Consider the following 16,784-nt stretch of genomic DNA (forward strand, 5'->3'; position numbering starts at 1 on the left):
GCAGTCGGCCGAACGGGAGCCGTCACGGAGCCTTGGGCAGCTGCGGGAACACGATCGCGGCGATCGCCTTGGCCGACTCGCACGGGTCGGCGTCGTCGAGGTCGGCGATCACGTAGACCGACGCGGTCTCCCGGGTGCCTGGCTGCTTCTCGACATGCGCGGTGACGACCTCGCAGTGGTCGGACACCTCGTCGTGCCAGCCGGACACGAACGCCTCTCGGCCCGCGATGGTCTCCGGGGTGTAGTCCTCGGGCAGCGGCCAGTCGCTGATTTCCATGGCGACCTCGATGTCACCCCAGGCGCAGCGGTGCTTGGCCGGTTGGCCCCGATACGTCCCGTACGCGGCAGGCGTCGCTTCCCTCGCCTGCTGGTCGGTCATCACTTGGCACGGGTCGATGTGCGCGAGCGAGTTGTCGGCGTAGTCGACGCGCTTGACCTTGTCCGCGACAATGATCCCGGCGGCGGCCTTGAGCGCCGCGTCGGCGAGGTCGCAGAGCGTGTCCTGGTCGACCGAGGGGCTCGCCTGCCTCGTCCGGCTCGGTCTGCGCCCCGAACGTCAGCACCCCGGCGTGGTCGGCGAACACCATCGCCGTCTCGCACCCGCCCCAGATGTCGTCGTGCGGCTCGCGCACCCGCAGCGCGCCGGGCAGCCAGTCCCGGCGCGTCAGGTCGCGGCTGATGATGTCCGGCTCCGGCCCCTCCAGCGCCGCCACCACCCGCACCTCGGTCCCCGCCACCCGGGCGAACAGCACGCAGAAGTCCATCGACGCGGATTTCACGCTGCTGTGGCGGACATGCTCGCGCAGCGCCGCCCCGTCGATCAGGCTGCACAGGTCGACCGAGCGCAGATCGCCCAGCCCGCCGTCCGGCCCGCTCACCCGCCGCGCCACAGCGCTCGCCGCCTCGTCCGGCACGGCGGAGCCCGACACCGCCGCCGTGCAGCCGCCGAGCGCCAACAGGCCCCCGGCCAGCGCGATCCGCCACTTCATGCGTCCCCCAGTCCGATCACTTGGTCAGCAACCATGTCGATTCGGGGTGGCGCGGCATTACAAGGCGGTCAGCGGCCTGCTCGAACGCGGGCCACTCGACGCGAGGGCTACATCCAGCCCAGGCCGATCAGGTTCTTGATGGTCGCGGGGTCGTTCGCGTTCCCCAGGTCCTGGGTGTAGTAGACCTGAACGTCGATGTCCCGGGTCTTGCCCTTGAGCAGGATTTCGCCGACCTTGCTCTTGAGCGTGACATGCACGCCTTTATCGATCTCCTTCTCGGTTTCCTCGGCCGGGGACTGCTCGATGAACGCGCCCTTGGGAATGTCGAAGTCGAGTTGCCAGTTCTTGATGTCGAACTCCTCCGGCTGGAGGGTGAACCGCCAGGTCGTGATTTTCCCCTGAACCTCCTTGCCCTTCTTGTTCGACCACGAGCTTTGCCACGTGCTGACGTGGCCGTAGGACACGGCTATGATCTTTTTGTCCGGCTTCGGCTTGTCTTCGCGCTTGCCGATCGTGTACGACACCGTCTGGGGCTTGGTGAGGTCGAGGGTGTGCCGGGAGCCGGACGGGATCTCCTTGCCGCCCACCATCAGCTTCGACGCGATCGGCGACTGGTACTGGTAGGTGAAGTCGTAGAGAACACCCTTTCCGCCGGAATAGTCGAAGTGCATATGGGCGGCTTGGTTCTCGCGCCAGTCACTTCCCGCGGAGAAGGGCCGGAAGTCGACCAGCAGGTAGCTGAGCGACTTGACATACACCTCGATCTTCATGCTTTTGTTCGCCAGCAGCGCACCCTTCTTCCGGTCGAACCCGGGCGACTCCTTCTCCAAGATCTTGTAAGCCGTCCCCTCCGTGCCCGCGAAGTACGGGCTTCCGTAAGGCCGGAGTTGCAGATCTTCGGCGAGATTGTTCTGGATCGTCACAGTGGAGGTATCGGTTCCCGCCGACGTCTCGACCGCACTCGTGCTGGTCATAAACTCACCTCTGTCATCGCGAACATATCCCTGCAAATCCTGCGTAGTTCACCAACTGAGCACGGTCAATACCCCGGTCGGGGCTTTCCGGAGCACCGACGAGGGACACCTGGTCGCGGGCAGCGGGAAGCATTAGGCTCCGAAGATCTTTTACCGGGAGGGGGCGCATGGAACCACGCCGAGCCCGCCCTGCTCGCCGCGGCGCCCGAGGACGCGGCGGTCCACCGGCCCGCCGAGCCCGGCGCGGCGGGCATTCTCCGCACCCTGCGGGAGTTGGGCTGGGTGGCCGCCGACCACCCGCTTGTGATCGGGTACCACCGCCCGCCGGTGGACTGGACCCCGGACGGATGGCAGCCCCCCGCAAGCCCCAATGGATCTTGCCGACCCTGCGCGCGGTGTTCACCGAGAACCCGAAAGCCGTCTGGGCCGCCGCCGCGGTCCTCGGGTCCGCGGCGTCGACCGCCCGCCTGGACGAACACGACACCGGGATGCCGCTGTCGTTCCTGCCGATGAGCCGCGCCGAGTGGGCCGGGTACTTCCACCGGGCCTGCAAGGAGATCCTGTGGCCGGTGCTGATGTCCCAGCCTCGGCGACTGCGGTTCGACCCGGCGGCATGGGCGCACTACCGCAGGACGAACGCCCGGTTCGCCGACCACATCAACGCCCTGGCCGCGCCGGAGGCGACCGTCTGGCTGCACGACTACAACCTCTGGCTCACCCCGGGCCTGCTGCGCCAGGCTCGGATCGGCCTGCGGATCGGCCTGTTCCACCACACCCCTTTCCCGCCGCCGGAAGTCTTCGCCGCGCTGCCCGTCGCCGCCGAGATCCGCGCATCCCTGGAATGCCTTGACTGGGCGGGATTCCACGCCCCGGCCTTCGCCGAGCACTTCCGCCGGACGCTCTCCGGCGCCGCCCGGCAGCCGCGCGTCGGCGTCCACCCGCTGGGGGTGGACCGCACGGCCGTCGAAACCCTGGCCCGCGCCGGGAAACCGCCCGTCCGGCCGCCGGATTCACCGCTGATGCTCGCCGTCGAGCGCCTGGACTACGTCAAAGCCCCGGTGCGGAAGGTCGACGCCGTGGACGCCCTGCTCACCCGATGCCCCCGCCTACGCGGACGGTTGCGGTTCCGCCTGGTGTGCCCGCCGCCGGAGCCAGGAATCACCGCCCACGACACGACCCGGCGAACCCTGGAACGCCGCGTCACCGAGGTCAACGACGCCTGGCGCACCGCCGACTGGCACCCCGTCGAATACCTGCCGCACAGCCTGCCCTTCGCCGAGGTGGTCGACCACTACCTCGCCGCCGACGTCTTCTGGGTGACCTCCCTGCAAGACGGGATGAACCTGACGGCCAAGGAGTTCATCGCCGCGCAGGCCGCCGTGGACTCACCCGGCGTCCTGATCCTGTCCCGGCACACCGGCGCGGCCACCCAGCTCGGCCCAGCCGCCCTGCTGACCGATCCCCACTCCCCCACCGACCTCGTCGACGTCCTGCACCAAGCCCTGAGCCTCACCCCGCACCAACGGCGCGCCCACGCCGACGGTCTCCGCGCCCTCCTGGACGACCAGCGCCCCGCCGACTGGGCGTTCGACATCGTCACCGCCATCCACCGCGGCCGCGCGCCGCACCCGGTGGTGCAGCCGAGTGGCGGCAGCGAGGCCCCGGTCCAGTGACGAACCGGGGCCGGCCTTCTCGTGCTGCGCGGCTGTGGCTCAGTCGCCAGAAGGGTTGTAGCGGCAGCCGGTGACGGTGTACCACTTCATCTTCTTGTTGGTGTTCGGCCCGTAGACCCCGTCCGCGGTGACCTTGACCCGGCGCTGCACCGTGATCAGCGCGGACCTCGTCCCACGGCCGAAGTCGCCGTCGATGGCGATCTTCTGGCCATAGCAGTACCGCAGCGACTCTTGCAGCGCCCGGACGGCGGGCCCGTAGTTCCCCACGCCCAGAACGCAGTTCTTGGACCGGTTGGCGAGCGCGGGCTGGTAGTCCCACTTCACCGTGCACGTCGGCGTCGCGGCGGCGCCGAGATCGCCGTCGGCAGCGGCGGGCTGGGCCGCGGCGGGGGCGGCTCCGATGGTGATGGCGGTCAGGAAGGCGAGCGTGAGCCCGCCGGTCAGTCGGTTCATGCGCACTCCAGATTCCCCTGTGGACAGAACGGTTCCGTGTCCGCGGCGGATATCCCCCAGCCGGGACCGGCACCGGAAACGGTAAGGCGACCGCGCGACGCGCCGTGACGGTCGTTCGACCCACAAACGGGGAACGGGGAAATGTGGGTCGAACGACCGTCACCGGGATCACGCCGGGTCCCTACCGTTGCCCTCGGGCGGAAAGGCCCGGGAGTTCGGGAAAACAAGGGGAGATTCGATGGAGTTCATGAAGCGGCACGCCGCTGTCGCACTGTCCGCGATCGCGGTGACCGGGGGGCTGCTGTTCGGGGGCGGGACCGCGTCGGCCACGGCGGCGGAGTCGGTCGTCGCGGCGGCGGGCGGCACGGCGCCCGCGTGCGTCGAGCGCACCAGCGTGACCAACAAGCCCGAGGGCGGGGTCCGGGTCCACCTCCGCAACTTCTGCGGCAAGACCATGCGGGTCAAGGTGATCGTGAAGTACTGGTCCGACAGCGGGTGCAAGACCATGGGCCACGGCACCGGCTGGCTGTTCCAGACCAACGGCGGCCGCTACGACCGAACCGTGGTCTGCTGATTCCACCGAATGCGGGCGCCGGGGAACAGACCGCTTGGCCTGTTCCCCGGCGCCTTCGCCGTGTCCACTGAGGCGCGCGACACGTCGGACCCGATGCCGATCGTCCACTGGTACGTTTGGCCGAGTGGGGGCATCAGCGGCTAGCGGGCACCGGCGGCGGATGGCGCTCACCCGTGTCTTCGTCGCGGTGGCGATCGCCCTGCTGATGGCCTGCTGCCCGATCGGAGACGGCGTCCCCGGCGCGCATCCCGCCGCGGCCCAGGTGGGCCAGCACCACGACTGCGGGGCCTCCGGGCACGACGAGCACCACCCGGCGGCCGACTCCGTGCGCGCCGCTCCCCGCGGTCCGCAGACCAGTGATCCGGGCGCGGACCTCCCCGCGGCTGCCCTGCCCGCCACCGCGAGCCACCCGGTGGCCCGGCCAAAGCCGTCCGCGCGCGTCGGCCCCGCGACGGTCGTCTCGGGGCGTGACTTACTGATCGAGATCTCAATAGCGCGGAGCTGACAGAGCCACGGCATTCGACCGGCGCGCGACCCGCGTCCCGGACGATGCCGAGCGGCCTGTCACGTCCGCATCCGCCCGAGCGTCCGGGCGGAGAACCTCGGAATCGAGATATCGATGACCACAATCGTTCCCCCATTCCTGGGCGGGCCCGTGCCGGTGCTCCCCGCCGCCGCGACCTGCCGAACCCCGGCGAACGCCGTGGGCAACACCCCGGTGCTCTGGGTGGACCGGCCGCTGTCCCCGCCCGGACGGGGATTCTGGGCCAAGCTTGAGGCGTTCAATCCGGGCGGCGGGATGAAAGACCGGCCTGCCCTGCACATGGTCGCCCAGGCGCGCGCCCGGGGGGAGCTGCGGCCGGGTGCGATGGTCGTGGAGTCGACCAGCGGCACGCTTGGCCTCGGTCTGGCCCTGGCGGGCATCGTCCACGGCCACCCGGTCACCCTGGTGACCGACCCGGGCCTGGAGCCGATCCTGCACCGGATGCTGCGCGCGTACGGCGCGAAGGTCGAGGTGGTGACCGAGCCGCACGCGGTGGGCGGCTGGCAGGAGGCCCGGCGCGCGCGGGTGCGGTCGATCATGGCCGCGAACCCCGGCGCGTACTGCCCCGACCAGTACCACAACCCGGACAACGTGGCGGCGTACGCGCCGTTGGCCGCGGAGCTGGTGTCGCAGCTTGGGCGGATCGACGTGCTCGTGTGCTCGGTGGGCACCGGCGGGCACTCCGCGGGGATCGCGCGGGCGCTGCGGGAGTACTTCCCGGATCTGCGGCTCGTCGGCGTGGACACGATCGGCTCGACCATCTTCGGGCAGCCCGCGGGCGCGCGGCTCATGCGCGGGCTCGGGTCGAGCATCCACCCGCGCAACGTCGACCACGCCGCCTTCGACGAGGTGCACTGGGTCGCCCCGGCCGAGGCCGTGTGGGCGTGCCGGACGCTGGCTGCGTCCCACCACGCCAGCGGAGGGTGGAGTGTCGGGGCGGTGGCCCTGGTCGCCGGGTGGGTGGCCAGGACCGCGGACCCGCACACCCGGATCGCCGCGGTGTTCCCCGACGGCCCGCACCGGTACTTCGACACGGTCTACAACGACGAGTTCTGCGTCGCGCACGGCCTGCTCGACGGACCGCCGCCCAGCGAGCCGGACCACCTGGACCGGCCCGGGGACCGCGTGGTCACCCGCTGGACCCGGTGCGCCGCCGTCGTCCCTCCGGCCGGGAGGGCTGGAGCATGAGCGGAATTCTCTCCGGCTACCGGTCTTTCGGCGCTCCGACGCGGCTGCTGCTGCTCAACCAGCTCACCATCAATCTCGGCTTCTACATGCTCATGCCGTACCTGGCCGTGCACCTGTCCGGCGACCTGGCGCTGGCGGGGTGGACGGTCGGGCTGATCCTCGGCGTCCGCAACTTCTCGCAGCAGGGCATGTTCCTCATCGGCGGCACGCTCGCCGACCGCATCGGCTACAAGCCGCTCATCGTGGCGGGCTGCGCGCTGCGCACGGCGGGTTTCGCGCTGCTCGGGGTCGCCGACGCGGTGCCCGCGCTGCTGGTCGCCTCGGCGGCGACCGGGTTCGCCGGGGCCCTGTTCAACCCGGCTGTGCGGGCCTACCTCGCGCATGATTCGGGCTCCCGGCGGGTCGAGGCGTTCGCCCTGTTCAACGTCTTCTACCAGGCCGGGGTCCTGCTCGGGCCGGTGGTCGGGCTGGCGCTGACCGCGGTGGACTTCCGGCTCACGTGCCTGGTCGCGGCGGCGGTGTTCGCGGTGCTGACCGGGCTGCAGATCCGGGCGCTTCCCGGCGCGCAGGCCGGGCGGGCCGAGGACCGGGAGCCGGTGACCGCGGTCTGGCGGTCCGTGCTCGCCAACCGCCCGTTCCTGCTGTTCGCGGCCGCGATGATCGGGTCGTCGGTGCTGTCGTTCCAGGTGTATCTGGCGCTTCCGCTGGAAGCCCGCCGGATAGCCGGGGCGGAAACCGCGGGGACGGTGCTGGTCGCCGCGGTGTTCGTCGTGTCCGGCGGGCTCGCGATCGCGGGGCAGCTGAAGGTGACCGCCTGGTTCACCTGCAGACTCGGCCCGACCCGGAGCCTGATCACCGGTTTGGCGCTGATGGGCGCGGCGTTCTTACCGCCCGCCCTCACCGCCGCGAGCACGCCGAACTCGCCGGTGCTGCCCGCGGCCGCGCTGCTCCTGAGCGCGGCGCTGCTGGCGCTGGGCACGATCGTGGTGTTCCCGTTCGAGCTGGACATGATCGTCACGTTGGCCCGCGACCGGCTCGTCGCGACGCACTACGGCCTCTACAACACGATCGTCGGCGTCGGCATCCTGCTGGGGAACCTGCTCACCGGCACGGCACTCGACCTGGCGCGCGCCGCGGGCCTGCCGTGGCTGCCGTGGGTCGCCCTGGCCTGCCTCGGGCTGCTGTGCGCCGCCTCGGTCCGGGCGCTGGCCCGGTCCGGCAGGCTGACCCCGGACCAGCCGTCGCCGGACCCCCTTCCGGCGCAACGGGTGTAGGGCATCCGCCCGGCTGCCGCCGATGGCTCAGCCAGGCGGCAGTCGGGCGGCCTGCTCGGCTTCCCAGGCGCGCAGGTGCAGGACCACGGTGGAGCCGTCGCGCCCACGAACCAGCACGGGTCCACCTGGTACCGCTGGTGCTCGGCCTTGGTGGCGTCGGCGAAACCGACGGCCACGCCGTCGGCAGGTCCGGCCACTGTGCTCTTGCGCAGACCCGAAGTGGGCGCGTGGTCCAGCAGGATGTCGCGCAGCGGCAGCAGAATCCGGCCGAAGAACCAGCGGATCGAGTGCTCGCCCGACACCGAACCGTCGCGGCGGCAGCCCTCCACGGCGTAGGCGGGCCGGAACTCCTCGATCTCGATCGACGGCGCCGGACCGTCCCGCCAGGTCTCCGCGATGTGCCGCCGGAGAAAAGCGTGCTTCTCGGGAGCAGTCCTGATCCGCGACCACAGTCATCTCCGGCCTTCCCAGAAGAACCCGTCGAAGATGCCGCCCGCCAAGTCCTGGACGTCCGCCCGGTCCTCGGTGTTGGTGCTGGACACCGACAGCGCGACCACTGTCAGCCCCCACAGGATCTTCCGACGCCGCAGCCATCCAACCTGTGTGGAATCACCCGCCCTGCGGTCCGCTGGTGGCGGTGGCCTGCGCGCCGACCGCGAGCGCGCCGACGGTGCTGGTGCCGCCGGTCTGGATCACGCCCTCGTTGAGGATGGTCGTCTGGCGGTTGCGCAGATCGGTGACGTCCACCCCGCGCTCGGCCAGGAACTCGATCATCGCCTCCAGCGTGACGCGCTCCACCAGCTTCACCGACCGCTCCACGTCGTCACGCTGGAACTGGTTGGCGTACTCCCCCGACGCGGCGTGCTCGCTCACCGAGAAGGCCGCGCCGAAGTCGTGCCGCATGTTCTCCGCGGCGGACCGTTCCTCCTGGAACAGGGCGGCCGCGCAGCGGGCGCGCAGCCGCATCGACCGGACCAGGGTGGACGGCGCGGTGAACAGGGCGGCAGGCGCCGCGACGACCGCGGACAGCACCTCGGCGAGCACATCGGCGGGCTCGCCCGCCAGGGTCGCGCGGTCCTCGATCAGCAGGGCCTGCCGCGGCGGGGTGAGCACCGCCCGGTCGCACTCGGCGTAGACCATGCCGCCCCGCGCGGAGAACCGCAGGAACGTGCTGGCAACGACGAGCCCGCCCCAGCACGGCACATGCGCGGCCAGGCAAGGGCGTGCCACACCGTCCGGCTCGCCCGCGAGCGCGGCGACCTCTTCCGCGTCCAGGTGCTGCCTGGGCACGTAGTCCCGGCTCGGCAGCAGCGGGGTCCCCCCGAGCGAGGCGCCGTCGGCGAACACCCGCTCCTGCAGGTGAAGCCCGGTGAGCGGGACGTTGTCGGGGAGGACGGCGCTGTTGGGGAGGACGGCGCTGTTGGGGAGGACGGCGCTGTTGGGGAGGACGGCGGCGTCCACGGAGCGCGCAGCGGCTTCGGCGAGCCGGGCCCGCACGTGCCCGGTCAGCTCAGCCGCGGTGAACGGCCGCACCTCGCCCCGGGGCTTCCCGGCGAGCGGGTCTTCCGCGGGCAGCACGGGCAGGGCGAACGACCAGCCGCGCAGCGCAGCGCCGAAACCCACGAACGGCCGGAAACCGCTGAACACGGTCACATTGCCCGCCTGCGCCTCCTCGATCACCGCGAGGCGGTCTTCTGTCCAGTCCTCCGCGTCGTCGGGCTTGCCGTGGTCCACGGCGAAACGCGCCCGAGCGAAGCGCTCGAAGACGTGTTTGCGGGTGGACCGGCGGTGCACGAACACCAGCACGCCCGCGACCAGCAGGCCGAGCGCGACGAACCAGACACTGCCGATCACGAGCAGCGCCGACGCGACCAGCGTGATCGTCAGGTCGGCCCGCTGCCTGCGGCGCAGGCGCAGCGCGGTGAGGCTGTGCCGGAGCACGAGCCCCACATCGACCCCTGGCGAGGTCGCCACCGCCGCGAGCTGGCGGCCAAGCAGTTGGAACACCACCGTCTCGGCGAAGTCCTCGTCGAGGTAGGCTGCCCCGCACAGCAGCCGGGTGGTCTCACTCCCGCTCGCCTGCCTCGGCCAGTCCGCGGTGCTCACCGGATCACCTCATCCGGTCGGCGCCCCCGCGCCCCCACGCACCGCGCCTGCGATTCCCGCGCACGCTCGCTCATGGCTGGTTCCCCCTCTCATCACGGCCGCTCGGGCCCCCGCCCCGCGGCCGACGCCCATTGCGCGAAAGATATTCGCGTCAACGGCCGGCCCGGCTAGAACCTAGGAGCGCATGGTCCGCGGCCGCAATCACTTCCCCTGATCATCACCCGGATGCTTTGCCGGGGCCAGAAGAGCCAAAAGGATAGCTTCAACCGATGAACACCACCTGGGAGCCCGCCGCGGCGGGGGTCTTGCGCCTGCCGTCCGGGCGGCTCGTCCGCGGGCGCGGCTTGCGGAATCCGCTTCCGGAGGGCCCGAAGCCCGAGTTCGCGCTCTACCTGCGGGGCAAGCAGCCGCCGCAGGTGGACTGGGAGAGCCGCTGGGTGCGCTGGCCCGACTTCTGGCTGCCGAGCGACCGCCCGGCTTTCGCCGCCGCGCTGCGCGAATTGCGGCGGCGCGCCGAAACCGAGCGCGTGGAAATCGCCTGCGGCGGCGGATTCGGCCGCACCGGCACCGCGCTGGCCTGCCTCGCGGTGCTCGACGGCGTGCCCAACGACGACGCGGTCGGCTACGTGCGCGCGAACTACTCCCAGCGCGCCTGCGAAACGCCGTGGCAGAAGCGTTTCGTCGCCCGGTTCTCCTGACCGGCCGAGCCCGCCCGCCCCGGTCGCGTCGTGCCCAACGCGGAGGCACGCGCCTGGGCCGGGCCGCCGGTGCCGCTGGGCTGACGCGCATCGCGCCGCCCCGGGGCGAATGCTTACGCGCATCACAAAAAACGGCCACGCCTGCCGCCACTCGACCAGGTGGCGGTACCCCGAACGGCGGCGAACCTGCTAAAAGTTGAGCAAAAGCGCCAACGAAAGGATTCGCCATGAACGGATACGGTGGATGCAGCTGTGGCTCCTCCTGCGCGGGCGGTTGTGGCTGCGGCTGTTGACCGCTCCCGCGGCGGTGTGGCCAGGCGGCCCCTCGCCTGACCACACCGCCGCCGTCGCGCCGCAGGCCTTGCCCGCGCCCCCGGAGGTTCACCCTTTCCGGTGACCATTGATCCATTAGGGCACGAAGTCACTCTTTTCTGGCATAGTCACCTCAGTCGCGAGTTTCAACTCGGCGAAAGGTGACCCCCATGCGGAACGAAGCATTCGATCGAGCCACCCTCATCTTCTCCCTATTCGACGCCGACGGCTCCGGCCGGTTGACGGCAGGCGATTTCGAGCTCATGGCCGAGCGGGTCATCGACGCCGCGGCCGATTCCGACGCCGCGGCGAAGAGCGCGATGATCGCCGCTTTCCGAAAGTACTGGGCGACATTGGCCGCCGAACTGGACTCGAACCAGGACGAGGAGATCGACTACGACGAGTTCATCGCGTGCGTCTTGTCGCCGGAGCGGTTCGGCGAGACCGTCGGCGAGTTCGCCGACGCGCTCGCCGCACTGGGCGACCCGGATGGCGACGGGCTGATCGAGCGGCCTGTCTTCACCGCGCTCATGACGGCCATCGGATTCGAAACCGACAACATCAACACGCTCTTCGACGCCTTCGGTCCCGACGACGCGGATCGGATCACGGTCGCGACCTGGGTTTCCGGCATCAAAGACTACTACAGCCCCGACGGGGCGGACATCCCGGGCGACCTCCTGGTCGGAAAGCAGCCAGCCTGACCGGAATCGCCGAAAGGAGCACGATGGACATCGGGCTTGCCGTCGGCCGGGGAACGGGAGCGGAACTCGCCGCGGTATTCGAGAGGACGCTCACCAGGCTCGGCCACCTGTATTCGACCAGGTTCACCATCACGCGTTCACCGCGGGTTTATCACTCCTATTTCTCCCTCTTGGCCGAACGCGGGGCAGAGCGGATTCGGCAGCGCACACAGCAGGACGCCGAACACTACGAGCGGTTCTGCCGGGCGCAGGCCGCGCTCGGCGTTCCGGCGATCTTCCGCACGGCGATGAACGCGCAGTCGCTGTACCTGGTTCGGCAGCGGATGCAGGCGGTGAAAGTCGACCTCGTGCGGTCCCGGACCGGAACGCTATTGCTGATCCGCGACGAGGCACAGGGCTTCTACACGGGCGAGAACACCCACTCACCCGATGCGGTGACCCGAACGATGACGTTCAGCAAGGAGATCACCGAGAAGGTCATCGCGTTCGCCCTGCGCCGGGCGCGGCGGCAGTGGCCGGACGGCGGCGCCGACCAGATCCTCATGGCCTACAAGTTCCACCTGCTCGACGGCGCCCTCGGCGACTGGGTCCGGGACATCGCCGCGCGCCACGGGGTCGACATCGGGCTGTTCCAGCCGGACACGGTGAACCGCAACCTGATCGAGCACGGCCTCGCACCCCGCACGGTGATCATCGGCGGCAACGAGTGGGCCGACGTCATGCACCCGGTCCTGCTCGACCGGTTCGCCTCCGACCGGCAGGAGAACCGCTTCACGGAGAACGTCCACCTGCACCCGGACGTCGACCGGCTGACCGAGTACCAGACCGTGCACGGGTCCGCCGACGACCTGGCGGGCAAGGACCTCGTCAACCCGGTCGCGACCGTGCGGGCCGCGGCGGCCATCGCGGAGCGGCACGCGGGCTGCGCGGGCGCGGAGCAGGCGATGGAACGCGCCCTCGACGCCCTCAAGGCCCAGGGCGTGCACACCCGGGACTTGGGCGGGCGCCACAGCACGACCGAGGTGGTGGGCGCGCTCCTCGACGCGCTCGACCGGGAAACCGCGCTCGACCGGGAAACCACGGGCCACGCGAGTGACCAGGCCGCGCCCACGCTGGTGGCGGACTAGTGCCCGAGCGGGCCGCGCTGGTGGTCATCGACCTGCAGAACGACTTCTGCGCGAACGCGGCACTGGACACCGTGACCGCCAACGCCGCCCGCGCCGTGGACTTGGCGCGCGCCGACGGCACGGAGGTCGTGTTCGTCCGGTTCATCGGCGACCTCGAACACCAGGGACCGAGTTGGCGCGACCGAAACCGCGCGCTGGGCAAGCGGCCGAAATGCCTTGCGGGCTCGTGGGGCGCGCGGTTCCACCGGGTGTCCCCGGCGCCGGGCGAGCACGTCTTCACCAAACTCGCGTGCTTCGACGCCTTCCTCAGCGCCGGATTCGAGCAGCACCTGAGCCGACGCGGCGTCACGCGACTGGTCTTCGCGGGCCTCTACACCGATGTCTGCGTCGACTCCACCGCGCGCACGGCGTTCCAGAAGGGCTATCACGTGACCGTGCTGGCCGACTGCACCGCCAGCCTGCACCTGCCGGACGCGGAGATCCTGCGGTTCATGGCGGTGCTGTACGGGGCACGGATCACCACGCTCGACCACCCGGACCCGTGGTCGGGCCTGCGCGCGGGACGGGAGGACGGGTGGGTGGCACCGACGGGGGCGGAGTCGACGGGGGCGGAGTCGATGGGGGCGTCGGCCTGACCGCACTCATGGTCGCCGCGGCGCGGGCCATCGAGACCCACCGCCCCGACGCCTTGGCGTGCGACGGATACGCGGAGCATTTCGTCCGCGCCGCGCGGGCCAGTGCGGACTGGCCGGTGCGGCAGGCGGACGTCCCGGGCGGCGACGCCAACCCGCTGTGGGGGCGGCTGGGCCGCTACTTCGGGCTGCGCACCCGGGTTTTCGACGACTTCCTGCTCCGGTCCGCCCGCGCGGGCGCCCAGCAGGTCGTCCTGCTCGGCGCCGGACTCGACGCGCGGGCGTTCCGGCTGGACTGGCCCCCGGGTTGCGTCGTCTACGAGATCGACCAAGAGGACGTCCTGGCGTTCAAGCACAAGGTGCTCGCCGCCCAGGGCGCCTTGTCCGCTGTTCCGTGCCGCTCGATCGCGGCAGACCTGCGCGAAGACTGGGCGGACGCGCTGACCGAAGCCGGTTTCGACCCGACCGCGCCGAGCGTCTGGCTCGCCGAGGGCCTGCTGCTCTACCTGCCCAGCGCCGCCGAGCGGCGGCTCGTCGACACCGTCGACCGGCTGGCGGCGGGCGGGAGCACGCTGGCGTTCGAGGTCAAACTCTGGCGGGAATCGCCGGAAGTCCGCGGCAACCCGGTCTACACCTGCGCCAAGGAGCAGATCGGCGTCGACCTGCTGGCGTTGTTCGACGGGGAGCCGCGCCCCGACTCCATCGGCGACCTGGCCGCCCGCGGCTGGTCCACCGCGAGCCACCCGCCGTTCGACTTCACCCGCCTGCACGGCCGAGGACCACGCCCGGAACGCGGCGACGCGCTGGCGAGCAACCGGTGGGTGTTCGCGGCCAAACCGGTAGGCGCGGCGGCCGGGGACGGGCCATGATGGAGCGCTGTGGAGTCCACCCGTGTGGACCGCTGGCTGTGGGCGGTCCGGCTGACCAAGACCCGACCGGACGCGGCCGCGGCCTGCCGGGGCGGGCACGTGCGCGTCAACGACCGCCCGGCCAAGCCCGCGACGACGGTCTCCCCCGGCGACGAGGTGCGGGCCCGGGTCGGCGACACGACCCGGGTGGTCGAGGTGGTGCGGGTGATCCAGAAGCGGGTCGGCGCTGCCGACGCCACGGCGTGCTTCATCGACCGCACCCCCGCCCCGCCCCCGGAGGCCGCCGCCCCCGTCGCCCGCCGCGACCGAGGCGCGGGCAGGCCCACCAAGCGCGAACGCCGAGTCCTGGACCAGTTCCGCGCGGGCAAACTGTGAGACAGGCCCCCGGCCACGACACGACCCGCATCAAGAGGGACGGCGGGAGCATAAGCGAACCGGTGCGACGGTAAGGGAACGATCGGTTCCGCGTTGCCTGCTGGGCGATGAGCAGCGCGACTCCGTCGTGGACGCGAGCCACGCGCTTCCCGGTCCCGCGGTCTGAGCAGGCTCACGGAACGGCGATCGCCTCCGCCGGGCACAGCTGGGCGGCCTGCCGGGCGGCCGCGTGGCGGTGGGCGGACGGGCGGGCGTCGAGCAGCAGGACCCGGCCGTCGTCGGGGTCTTGGTCGAATATGTCCGGGGCGGTCAGCGCGCACATGCCCGCGCCGACACAGTATTCGCGGTCCACGCTCAGCCGCGTCGGACTGCCCCCGGTCCCAGGTGACCGGGAGCCGGTCCACGCCGTGGACGGTCGAGTGCGGACCGCGCGCCGGGATCTCCTCCGGTGGCACGGCCAGGCGCAGCGTCGGGAACCGGGTGAACAGCGCCGGGAACGCGATCCGCATCTCGACGCGGGCCAGTTGCCTGCCGAGGCACTGGTGGATGCCGTGGCCGAAGGCGAGGTGCCCGCCCGCCTGCCTGCGCAGGTCGAGCGTGTCGGGGTCGGGGAACTTCTCCGGGTCCCGGTTGGCGGCCTGGATGGCGACGGTGACTGTCTCCCCCGCCTTGATCAGGCACCCGCCCAGTTCGACGTCTTCGAGCGCGGCCCGCACGCCGGTGTGGGCGATGCTCAGGTACCGCAGCGGTTCCTCCACCGCCTGGTCGGTGATGTCCGGGTCGGCTCGATGGGAAGCTCTGCCACATGGTCACCCCAGGGAAGTCGGTCAGGAACGGCGGATCGTGATGTCGCCGAACGAGGTGTGCGCGCGCACTTCGACGGTCTCGTCCGCCCCATCGGGACCGGCGGCGGTGTCGTCCAGCGAGTTGCGCACCCGCCCGTGCCCGGTGTCCAGGTCGAGCCAGGCCGCGGTGCCCTCGGCGACGCCGACGTCGAGGTCGCCCGTGCCGGTCTTGAGCACGACCGCGCCGCAGACCACCTCGCCCACCCGGATGCCGCCGTTGGAGGTCTTGAGGTCGGCGCCCACGATGGCGCGGTCGACGGAGATGTCGCCGTTGGCCGAGCGCACCCGCACCTCGCCGGTGGCCGTGCCGATCTCGGTGTGGCCGTTGGAGTTCTTGGCCACCACCGGGCCGTCGACGGCGCCGAGGCGAATGCGGCCGGTGCCGGTGGTGGCCTCGACCTCGCCCTCTGCTTGGTCGACGGTGAGGTTGCCCGCCCCGGTGGTCACGTGCGCGGAGCGGGTCCGGTCGAGGCGGATGTGCCCGGCGGAGGTCTTGAGCCCGCACTCCCCCAGCGCGCCGACGCAGTGGAAGTCCGCCATCACGGCGTCGCCGTGCACCCGTGAGCCGGTGGGCAGTTCGATGGCCACCGCCACCGACCTGCTCTTGCGGGAGAAGTCGAGCGCCCGCGCCTTCGGTGTCCGCACCAGCAGCGTGCCGTTGGCGAACTCGACGGTGGTCCGCCGGGCCGCCTGCACGTCGGAGTCGTCCGAGTCGTCGCTCGGGCGCACCTCGACAACGGTGTCGGTCCGGTCGGTCGCGGTGATCCGCACGTCGCCGACGCCGAGTTCGAGTGTGACGGAAATAGGGTCCGGGGTGTCGAAAATAGGCATGGCTGTCCCCTCAGGTTAATTCTGAAAAGTGAATCGGAAAGGCATCCCCGCTGGTGGGGACGTGTGGTGAAACGGTTAGCGCGCCCAGCCGGTAAAGCGCTGCGGGCCCCGTTTGCCGGGCCGCTCGGGGGTTTGGTCGCCGGTGGGCCGCCGCAGCGCGGCCGAGGCGACCCGGACCAGCCAGGCATTGGCCGAGCGGCCCTCCCGGCCCGCGGCCTCTTCGATCGCGGCCTTGAGCTGTTCGGGCAGGCGCAGGTTGATGCGGGCGGTGGCGCCTTCCTCGGTGCCACCGATTTCCGGCGCGGCGGCGGGCTCGACCGGGTCCGCGACCGGCTGGTCGGCGGGCGGGGGTGTCACGGCGAAGTTCGGGTCCCGCCCGCGCAACCGGACCTCGACGGAGCCAGGCACCAGGTCGCGGGTGATCTCGTCCGCGGCCGCGGACAGCGCGTCCAGCAGCGCGAGCCGGATCGCCGAGTCCAGCGACGCGCCCAGCCGCTCGGTCAGCACCCGCGGGTCGTCACCGCCGGTCTCGACCAGCGTCATGAGCTCGCGGCCGAGCCGGTCAACATACGGCGTCAAATCCATGGCACCACAATGGCACACACTTGGCACCGTC

At 71.3% G+C, this 16,784-nt stretch carries 19 protein-coding genes and 1 pseudogene; 11 read left to right on the forward strand and 9 right to left on the reverse strand.

The features are described 5' to 3' along the window. Positions 1–22: 22 nt before the first annotated feature. The 3 genes from BLS56_RS02905 to BLS56_RS02915 form a co-directional block, all read right to left on the reverse strand. Entirely contained in the window at positions 23–277 is a 255-nt protein-coding gene (locus BLS56_RS02905; RefSeq protein WP_091447904.1) for a hypothetical protein, read from the reverse strand. A gap of 13 nt (positions 278–290) precedes the next feature. After that, positions 291–989: a hypothetical protein gene (locus BLS56_RS02910; protein ID WP_091447906.1), complete on the reverse strand. Its 699-nt coding sequence runs from the start codon at positions 987–989 to the stop codon at positions 291–293. Positions 990–1,096: 107 nt separating this feature from the next. Next, positions 1,097–1,963 carry a hypothetical protein gene (locus BLS56_RS02915; protein WP_091447908.1) on the reverse strand — a complete coding sequence of 289 codons (867 nt, stop codon included), beginning with the start codon at positions 1,961–1,963 and terminating at the stop codon, positions 1,097–1,099. A 347-nt stretch (positions 1,964–2,310) separates the two neighbouring features. Here BLS56_RS02915 and BLS56_RS02920 point away from each other — a divergent pair, with 347 nt between their 5' ends. Beyond that, positions 2,311–3,636, forward strand: coding sequence for an alpha,alpha-trehalose-phosphate synthase (UDP-forming) (locus BLS56_RS02920; protein WP_175482634.1), 1,326 nt, complete (start codon positions 2,311–2,313; stop codon positions 3,634–3,636). A 39-nt stretch (positions 3,637–3,675) separates the two neighbouring features. Here the strand turns inward: BLS56_RS02920 and BLS56_RS02925 are convergent, their stop codons facing one another. Further along, positions 3,676–4,089 carry a peptidoglycan-binding domain-containing protein gene (locus BLS56_RS02925; protein ID WP_091447911.1) on the reverse strand — a complete coding sequence of 138 codons (414 nt, stop codon included), beginning with the start codon at positions 4,087–4,089 and terminating at the stop codon, positions 3,676–3,678. Positions 4,090–4,327: 238 nt separating this feature from the next. On the opposite strand from BLS56_RS02925, the gene BLS56_RS02930 reads away from it, so the two are divergent. The 4 genes from BLS56_RS02930 (at position 4,328) to BLS56_RS02945 (ending at position 7,669) form a co-directional block, all read left to right on the forward strand. Further along, positions 4,328–4,663 (forward strand): hypothetical protein, encoded by a 336-nt coding sequence (locus BLS56_RS02930; protein WP_091447912.1) that lies wholly within the window; start codon positions 4,328–4,330, stop codon positions 4,661–4,663. Between the two features lie 160 nt (positions 4,664–4,823). Beyond that, positions 4,824–5,168, forward strand: a complete 345-nt coding sequence (locus tag BLS56_RS02935) for a hypothetical protein (RefSeq protein WP_091447914.1) — start codon at positions 4,824–4,826, stop codon at positions 5,166–5,168. A gap of 114 nt (positions 5,169–5,282) precedes the next feature. Then, positions 5,283–6,395 (forward strand): PLP-dependent cysteine synthase family protein, encoded by a 1,113-nt coding sequence (locus BLS56_RS02940; RefSeq protein ID WP_091447915.1) that lies wholly within the window; start codon positions 5,283–5,285, stop codon positions 6,393–6,395. Beyond that, the gene (locus BLS56_RS02945) at positions 6,392–7,669 is read left to right on the forward strand and encodes an MDR family MFS transporter (RefSeq protein WP_091447916.1); all 1,278 of its coding nucleotides are present in this window, start codon (positions 6,392–6,394) and stop codon (positions 7,667–7,669) included. The genes BLS56_RS02940 and BLS56_RS02945 overlap by 4 nt, the downstream gene beginning before the upstream one ends. Positions 7,670–8,278: 609 nt before the next feature. Here BLS56_RS02945 and BLS56_RS31200 read toward each other — a convergent pair. Continuing rightward, on the reverse strand, positions 8,279–9,775 hold the full coding sequence (locus tag BLS56_RS31200) for a hypothetical protein (protein WP_091447918.1): 1,497 nt from the start codon (positions 9,773–9,775) through the stop codon (positions 8,279–8,281). Positions 9,776–10,044: 269 nt separating this feature from the next. Between BLS56_RS31200 and BLS56_RS02955 the strand changes: the two genes are divergently transcribed. From BLS56_RS02955 to BLS56_RS02980, 6 genes are all read left to right on the forward strand, one after another. Next, on the forward strand, positions 10,045–10,473 hold the full coding sequence (locus tag BLS56_RS02955) for a protein-tyrosine phosphatase family protein (RefSeq protein ID WP_091447920.1): 429 nt from the start codon (positions 10,045–10,047) through the stop codon (positions 10,471–10,473). Between the two features lie 482 nt (positions 10,474–10,955). Continuing rightward, positions 10,956–11,489, forward strand: a complete 534-nt coding sequence (locus BLS56_RS02960; RefSeq protein ID WP_091447923.1) for an EF-hand domain-containing protein — start codon at positions 10,956–10,958, stop codon at positions 11,487–11,489. Positions 11,490–11,512: 23 nt separating this feature from the next. Next, positions 11,513–12,616, forward strand: coding sequence for an isocitrate/isopropylmalate family dehydrogenase (locus BLS56_RS02965; protein WP_091447924.1), 1,104 nt, complete (start codon positions 11,513–11,515; stop codon positions 12,614–12,616). Continuing rightward, on the forward strand, positions 12,616–13,251 hold the full coding sequence (locus BLS56_RS02970; protein ID WP_091447926.1) for a cysteine hydrolase family protein: 636 nt from the start codon (positions 12,616–12,618) through the stop codon (positions 13,249–13,251). The genes BLS56_RS02965 and BLS56_RS02970 overlap by 1 nt, the downstream gene beginning before the upstream one ends. Continuing rightward, positions 13,191–14,117, forward strand: a complete 927-nt coding sequence (locus BLS56_RS02975) for a class I SAM-dependent methyltransferase (protein ID WP_228771300.1) — start codon at positions 13,191–13,193, stop codon at positions 14,115–14,117. Before BLS56_RS02970 ends, BLS56_RS02975 begins: the two co-directional genes overlap by 61 nt. Before the next feature lie 9 nt (positions 14,118–14,126). Then, positions 14,127–14,492, forward strand: coding sequence for an RNA-binding S4 domain-containing protein (locus BLS56_RS02980; RefSeq protein WP_091447928.1), 366 nt, complete (start codon positions 14,127–14,129; stop codon positions 14,490–14,492). A gap of 172 nt (positions 14,493–14,664) precedes the next feature. Here the strand turns inward: BLS56_RS02980 and BLS56_RS02985 are convergent, their stop codons facing one another. The 4 genes and pseudogenes from BLS56_RS02985 to BLS56_RS03000 all read right to left on the reverse strand — a co-directional run bounded on the left by BLS56_RS02985 (position 14,665) and on the right by BLS56_RS03000 (position 16,753). Further along, positions 14,665–14,844, reverse strand: coding sequence for a ferredoxin (locus BLS56_RS02985; RefSeq protein WP_267463886.1), 180 nt, complete (start codon positions 14,842–14,844; stop codon positions 14,665–14,667). 25 nt (positions 14,845–14,869) lie between these two features. After that, positions 14,870–15,280: pseudogene (locus BLS56_RS02990) on the reverse strand (cytochrome P450); the annotation flags it as partial. Positions 15,281–15,319: 39 nt separating this feature from the next. Continuing rightward, positions 15,320–16,168 (reverse strand): DUF4097 family beta strand repeat-containing protein, encoded by an 849-nt coding sequence (locus tag BLS56_RS02995; protein WP_091447931.1) that lies wholly within the window; start codon positions 16,166–16,168, stop codon positions 15,320–15,322. A 75-nt stretch (positions 16,169–16,243) separates the two neighbouring features. After that, positions 16,244–16,753 carry a hypothetical protein gene (locus BLS56_RS03000; RefSeq protein WP_091447933.1) on the reverse strand — a complete coding sequence of 170 codons (510 nt, stop codon included), beginning with the start codon at positions 16,751–16,753 and terminating at the stop codon, positions 16,244–16,246. Positions 16,754–16,784 lie beyond the last annotated feature (31 nt).

It is taken from the genome of Actinokineospora iranica (assembly GCF_900101685.1).
GTDB lineage: Bacteria > Actinomycetota > Actinomycetes > Mycobacteriales > Pseudonocardiaceae > Actinokineospora > Actinokineospora iranica.

Excerpts from the sequence above, each read along its gene's own strand:
- BLS56_RS02905 (WP_091447904.1), bottom strand. The coding sequence starts at position 277 with ATGGAAATCAGCGACTGGCCGCTGCCCGAGGACTACACCCCGGAGACC.
- BLS56_RS02910 (WP_091447906.1), bottom strand. The coding sequence starts at position 989 with ATGAAGTGGCGGATCGCGCTGGCCGGGGGCCTGTTGGCGCTCGGCGGC.
- BLS56_RS02915 (WP_091447908.1), bottom strand. The coding sequence starts at position 1,963 with ATGACCAGCACGAGTGCGGTCGAGACGTCGGCGGGAACCGATACCTCC.
- BLS56_RS02920 (WP_175482634.1), top strand. The coding sequence starts at position 2,311 with ATGGCAGCCCCCCGCAAGCCCCAATGGATCTTGCCGACCCTGCGCGCG.
- BLS56_RS02925 (WP_091447911.1), bottom strand. The coding sequence starts at position 4,089 with ATGAACCGACTGACCGGCGGGCTCACGCTCGCCTTCCTGACCGCCATC.
- BLS56_RS02930 (WP_091447912.1), top strand. The coding sequence starts at position 4,328 with ATGGAGTTCATGAAGCGGCACGCCGCTGTCGCACTGTCCGCGATCGCG.
- BLS56_RS02935 (WP_091447914.1), top strand. The coding sequence starts at position 4,824 with ATGGCGCTCACCCGTGTCTTCGTCGCGGTGGCGATCGCCCTGCTGATG.
- BLS56_RS02940 (WP_091447915.1), top strand. The coding sequence starts at position 5,283 with ATGACCACAATCGTTCCCCCATTCCTGGGCGGGCCCGTGCCGGTGCTC.
- BLS56_RS02945 (WP_091447916.1), top strand. The coding sequence starts at position 6,392 with ATGAGCGGAATTCTCTCCGGCTACCGGTCTTTCGGCGCTCCGACGCGG.
- BLS56_RS02955 (WP_091447920.1), top strand. The coding sequence starts at position 10,045 with ATGAACACCACCTGGGAGCCCGCCGCGGCGGGGGTCTTGCGCCTGCCG.
- BLS56_RS02960 (WP_091447923.1), top strand. The coding sequence starts at position 10,956 with ATGCGGAACGAAGCATTCGATCGAGCCACCCTCATCTTCTCCCTATTC.
- BLS56_RS02965 (WP_091447924.1), top strand. The coding sequence starts at position 11,513 with ATGGACATCGGGCTTGCCGTCGGCCGGGGAACGGGAGCGGAACTCGCC.
- BLS56_RS02995 (WP_091447931.1), bottom strand. The coding sequence starts at position 16,168 with ATGCCTATTTTCGACACCCCGGACCCTATTTCCGTCACACTCGAACTC.
- BLS56_RS03000 (WP_091447933.1), bottom strand. The coding sequence starts at position 16,753 with ATGGATTTGACGCCGTATGTTGACCGGCTCGGCCGCGAGCTCATGACG.